Genomic DNA, 4,856 nt, shown 5'->3' with positions numbered 1-4,856 from the left:
GAACAGCAGCGTGACAAGCCTGTCGACTTCGACCGCGGCAGGAATCAGCACGGCACAAAGTGGTGTGGGCTCACTGTCGACGGGATTGAGCACGACGAACAGCACGCTCGGTGCGTTGTCGACGCAGGAGTTGACCGACGTGGGTTCATTGTCGACCAGCTTGAATACGACCAACAGCAATGTCAGCTCGCTGTCGACCGGCTTGAACGCGACGAACAGCAGCGTGACAAGCCTGTCGACTTCGACCGCGGCAGGAATCAGCACGGCACAAAGCGGCGTGACCTCACTGTCGACCAGCCTGAATACGACAAACAGCAGCGTCGGCTCGCTGTCGACGAGCCTGACCACGACGAACAGCAATGTCAGTTTGCTCTCCACGGGTTTGAACACGACCAACAGCACGGTCGGCTCGCTTTCGACGAGCTTGAACACGACCAACAGCAGCGTCGGTTCACTGTCGACGGGTCTGATCATGACCAACAGTAGCGTCACCAGCCTGTCGACATCGGCATCAACTGGAATCAGCGCGGCGGCGACCGGCGTGACTTCGCTCTCCACGAGCCTGAACACGACAAACAGCAATCTGGCCTCGTTGTCGACGTCGTATTCCGGCTCGATTTCCTCCTGGCTCAACAGCCTGAGCACGGTCAATAACAACCTTTCGACGTTGAGCGTTTCCACATCGACCAGCATGGTTCAGCTCTTCACCGGCGTCGCGTCTCTTTCGACCGGCCTGAGCACGACCAACGGCAAGGTGACGACGCTGAGTACCGCGGTGACATCGCTGTCGACGGGGCTGGCCTCCCTGTCCACGCAGATAAACTCACCGGGGTTCGGCAAAGGTGGATCGCAAGGCACGAGTACGTCTACTTCCACCGCGCTCTCGACATCGACCTCGACAAGTACCAGTACCGCGCAAAGCACCACATCGCCCGCGACGGCTTCTCTGTCCACCAGTTCGGGATCGCTCTCGACCAGTACGAAAGCAGTCTCTGCCGCGCAACTTGTTCAGGGTATGTCGGCCGTGTCGGCCACGACAGGCGCCGCAGCCCAGGCCGCCGACAGCTCCGCCACGGCAGCCGGTACCAACGCGCTCGCTGCGGGGAGCAACTCGGTCGCGCTGGGTGCGGGAGCGGCAGCGACAGCGGCGAATTCGGTTGCGCTAGGCGCAAACTCGGTCGCAAGCGAAGCGAACACGGTGTCGGTAGGCTCGCCAGGCAACGAACGCAGGATCACGAACGTTGCGCCCGGGATGAATCCGACGGATGCGGTCAACTTGTCGCAACTGGGAGCCGTGCAGTCGAACGTCAACCAGGTGGCAAGGATGGCCTATTCCGGCATTGCCGGCGCCGCCGCGCTGACGATGATTCCCGAAGTCGATCCCGGGAAGACGCTCTCGGTCGGCATAGGAACGGCCGGCTACCAGGGCTATCAGGCAATGGCAGTCGGTTTCTCCGCTCGAATCACGAACAACCTGAAGGTCAAGGGAGGGGTGGCGATCAACGGCGCGGGCGGCAGTACGTACGGCGCTGGCGCATCCTACCAGTGGTAAGCGGCACATACGCTCTCGGGTGAATCATCATGTGAATCGGATCCCGGTTCTCACGCTCGCCGGCTAGCGCGTCTGCGAAAACGGCCTGGGCCAGAACGTGTTCCATCCGGGCCGCCTGATGCGTGCGTTGCCGTTCGTCGAAGAAGTGTTGTTGCTCAATCGTGGCGATCAGTCGTGCCTGCCCGACGACGTCGAGCCGGAAAGTGCGGGCTTTCGACTGATTGCGCCGCGAGAGGCGACCGACTTGATCGACGTGGCGATCGAAATGGCGGGCTGGCTCGACGTCGGCTGGCTCGCCCCATTAATCGCCGCTCGTCGAGACAGTATTCCGTGTCAACGGTGGCGATGGTGGTGCTGAGGACGCGCAGGAATATCTGACTGCCGCGCCGCCGGCGAAAGTGATCGGCCTGCAAACGGCGCACGCGCAGCTCGATGTCGGCCGATCATTTTCTGAATCCGGGGCAGACCAGCGGGAAAACTGGTCCACTCCACCTTCGCGCTGCTCGTGTTCGTCGGCCAGGCGTTCTGCTACTACGGGTATCACCGCGCGTCGGACCGGGTTCGCTTCTTCTGGTCGACCCATGCGGTGCATCATGCGCCGAACCAGCTGACGCTGTCGTCCGCGTTCCGTCTCGGCTGGACCGGCAAGATCGCCGGCGCGGCGATGTGCTTCACGCCGCTCGTCTGGCTCGGCGTGCGCCCGGAAGCCGTACTCGCGATCCTGTCGTTCAACCTGATGTACCCGTTCTGGCTGCACAACACGTGGATGCCGAAACTCGGCTGGCTCGAATACGTGTTCAACACGCCGTCCGCGCATCGCGTCCACCATGCGTCGAACCTCGACTACCTCGATGCGAACTATGGCGGCGTGCTGATCGTGTTCGACCGGCTGTTCGGCACCTACGTCGCCGAGCGTGCCGACGAACCGTGCCGCTACAGTCTCGTCACGCCGACCCGTTCGCGCAATCCGTTCGTCGTCGAACTCGAGCACTGGGCGAGCCTGGCGCGCGACGTCGCCACGGCCCGCGCTGCATGGACCGCGCTGCGCTTCGTGATGCTGCCGCCGGGCTGGCGTCCGGACAACCAGGGCGAGACGACCGAGCAACTGCGTCGCCGCAACCTCGTCGCCGCGCGCACGCAAGCGTGAACGGCGCTACGCTGTCGAAACGCTGGCCGGCACGCCCGTGCCACGGCCGGCACCCAACCCGGACCCCGCCACATCCAATCCCCACTGGACCCAGGAGAGCACATCGATGGAACACGACCTGAAAGGCAAGGCAGTCGCGATCACCGGCGGATTCGGCCATCTCGGCGTCGCCACCGCCGCGTGGCTCGGCGAGCGCGGCGCCCGCGTCGCGCTGATCGGCCGCGGCGCGGCCCCGGACGCGCAGGCGTTGCCCGGCGTGCCGGCCGATGCGTTGCGCATCGGCGGCATCGATCTCGTCGATCCGCAGGCGGCGGCCCGCGCGCTCGACACCGTGAATCGCGAATTCGGCCGCGTCGACGCGGTGCTGAACATCGCGGGCGCGTTCGTGTGGCAGACCATCGCCGACGGCGATGCGGCCACGTGGGACCGCATGTACGAACTGAACGTGAAGACGGCGCTGAATGCGTCGAAGGCCGCGCTGCCGTACCTGGTGGCGAGCCCGGCCGGCCGCATCGTCAACATCGGCGCGGGCGCGGCGTTCAAGGCCGGGGCGGGGATGGGCGCATATGCGGCCGCGAAGGCGGGCGTCGCGCGGCTTACCGAGGCGCTCGCGGCGGAACTGCTCGATCGCGGCGTGACCGTGAACGCGCTGCTGCCGAGCATCATCGACACGCCGCCGAACCGCAAGGACATGCCCGACGCGGATTTCTCGCGCTGGGTCCGCCCGGAACAGCTCGCGGCGACGATCGGGTTCCTGCTGTCGGACGATGCGCAGGCGATCACCGGCGCATTGATTCCGGTGAGCGGTCGCGTGGCTTAGCGGACGGCAAATGCGATGGCGGACCGATCGCGCGGCGCGGCCTGCCCGCACGACGGTCCGGCCGCTGCGACGCCGGCCGCGTTTGCCGGTGCGCGGGCGTGAACCGGTGGCGGGATGGCCGTATACTGACCGTTCCCTGTCACCGGAACCCGCCGTGCCGAACCCACCTCCAGCGGATACGCCAGACGACGATCCGCGTCCGACCCCACCCGAACAACCCGAACTGGAAGACTGCTGCAACAGCGGCTGCTCGCCGTGCGTGTTCGACCTGTACGACGAAGCGCTGGCGCGCTATCGCGTCGAACTGGCCGAATGGGAAGCGCGGCACGCCCAACAGAAGCAGCAGAAGCAACCCAGGCATCACCAGTGACGTGATTGCGATGCCGGCGAGCGACGGGACATTTGCCGTTTCGTTGCCGCGCCGGCGGCCGCGCCGATCCGCGGCATCGCGGTGGTCATGCCGGATGCGACCCCGGCGCACGCCGCGGCGATGCCCGTCCGCGGCGCAGGGACGTACGCCTAGGGCGTGTTCACACTATCGCAAGCCTTCAATGATCAAGGCGAAGTTGATAAAGGCAATGAACATCACATCGAGCTTGTCAAAGCGCGAGAAGATGCGCCGAAAGCCCTTCAAGCGGCGGAACAGTCGTTCGACTTCGTTGCGACGCTTGTACATTTCGCGGTCGTACTCCCAAGGCTCAACGCGTGTCCGCAACGGCGGTACGACGGGAATGAAGCCAAGGTCGAGCGCGAGTTGCCGGGTTTCGTTGCCCTCGTACGCTTTGTCCATCAGGAGGTACAGCGGCCGGTTCGGCGGCCCCAGACTTTCGAGAAGTGCGCGCCCCTGCGGAGCATCGCCAGCTTGGCCGGGCGACAGAGCAAACGTTACGGCTGTTCGAGCATCCGCGGCAACCATATGAATCTTGGTTGTCCATCCTCCGCGAGATTTGCCGATGGCTTGTGGACCGTTTTTTTTAATGCGCCGGTCCCGTCAGGATGAACTTTGACGATTGTGCTATCCAGCGATACCGCTTCGATCCGGACACGGATAATCTGCGCGCGCTGCAACTCCGTGAACACCCGGTCCAGCACACCGCTGCGGGACCAGCGGTTCATGCGCGTGTAGATCGTGTGCCAACGGCCGAAGCGCGAAGGCAGGCCGCGCCACTTGCAGCCATGCTCGGCTACGTAAAGGATTGCATTGAGCACTTGCAGGTTCGACAGACTTACATTGCCTCGTTGGCGCGGCAGGCAATGTTCGATCTGTTTGAATTGGGCTTCGGAGATTTCCATCTCCGAAGCATAACCTCAAACCGATAGTGTGAACACGCCCTAGT

General features: G+C 64.3%; 6 protein-coding genes and 1 pseudogene. 5 read left to right on the top strand and 2 right to left on the bottom strand.

What is annotated here, in order from left to right:
* Positions 1-693 (bottom strand): hypothetical protein (locus ACTJKF_RS31165; protein ID WP_440628962.1); only part of this gene is annotated, 693 nt, incomplete at its 3' end.
* On the opposite strand from ACTJKF_RS31165, the gene ACTJKF_RS31160 reads away from it, so the two are divergent.
* The 5 genes and pseudogenes from ACTJKF_RS31160 (at position 692) to ACTJKF_RS31140 (ending at position 3,889) form a co-directional block, all read left to right on the top strand.
* Complete coding sequence (locus ACTJKF_RS31160; RefSeq protein WP_440628960.1) at positions 692-1,552, top strand: YadA family autotransporter adhesin; 861 nt, start codon at positions 692-694, stop codon at positions 1,550-1,552. The two genes, ACTJKF_RS31165 and ACTJKF_RS31160, sit on opposite strands and share 2 nt — an antisense overlap.
* Positions 1,553-1,637: 85 nt before the next feature.
* Positions 1,638-1,910 (top strand): DUF2827 family protein, encoded by a 273-nt coding sequence (locus ACTJKF_RS31155; RefSeq protein WP_440628964.1) that lies wholly within the window; start codon positions 1,638-1,640, stop codon positions 1,908-1,910.
* A 144-nt stretch (positions 1,911-2,054) separates the two neighbouring features.
* A pseudogene (locus tag ACTJKF_RS31150) lies at positions 2,055-2,699 on the top strand (sterol desaturase family protein); the annotation flags it as partial.
* Positions 2,700-2,805: 106 nt separating this feature from the next.
* Positions 2,806-3,519 carry an SDR family NAD(P)-dependent oxidoreductase gene (locus tag ACTJKF_RS31145; protein ID WP_440628958.1) on the top strand — a complete coding sequence of 238 codons (714 nt, stop codon included), beginning with the start codon at positions 2,806-2,808 and terminating at the stop codon, positions 3,517-3,519.
* Between the two features lie 154 nt (positions 3,520-3,673).
* Complete coding sequence (locus ACTJKF_RS31140; protein WP_440628956.1) at positions 3,674-3,889, top strand: oxidoreductase-like domain-containing protein; 216 nt, start codon at positions 3,674-3,676, stop codon at positions 3,887-3,889.
* A gap of 165 nt (positions 3,890-4,054) precedes the next feature.
* On the opposite strand, the gene ACTJKF_RS31135 is transcribed toward ACTJKF_RS31140, so the two are convergent.
* Positions 4,055-4,812 (bottom strand): IS5 family transposase gene (locus ACTJKF_RS31135; RefSeq protein WP_440628511.1). Its coding sequence is split into 2 segments (ribosomal slippage): positions 4,055-4,497 and positions 4,497-4,812, totalling 759 coding nucleotides; the frame shifts between segments, so codons are not numbered across the junction.
* Positions 4,813-4,856 lie beyond the last annotated feature (44 nt).

Origin of the sequence: Burkholderia sp. 22313 (assembly GCF_052045245.1) — a bacterium.
Classification (GTDB): Bacteria; Pseudomonadota; Gammaproteobacteria; order Burkholderiales; family Burkholderiaceae; genus Burkholderia.
The sequence above is the reverse complement of the archived record's forward strand: the minus strand, read 5'-3'. Positions and strand labels throughout refer to the sequence as shown.

Excerpts from the sequence above, each read along its gene's own strand:
- ACTJKF_RS31160 (WP_440628960.1), top strand. The coding sequence starts at position 692 with ATGGTTCAGCTCTTCACCGGCGTCGCGTCTCTTTCGACCGGCCTGAGC.
- ACTJKF_RS31145 (WP_440628958.1), top strand. The coding sequence starts at position 2,806 with ATGGAACACGACCTGAAAGGCAAGGCAGTCGCGATCACCGGCGGATTC.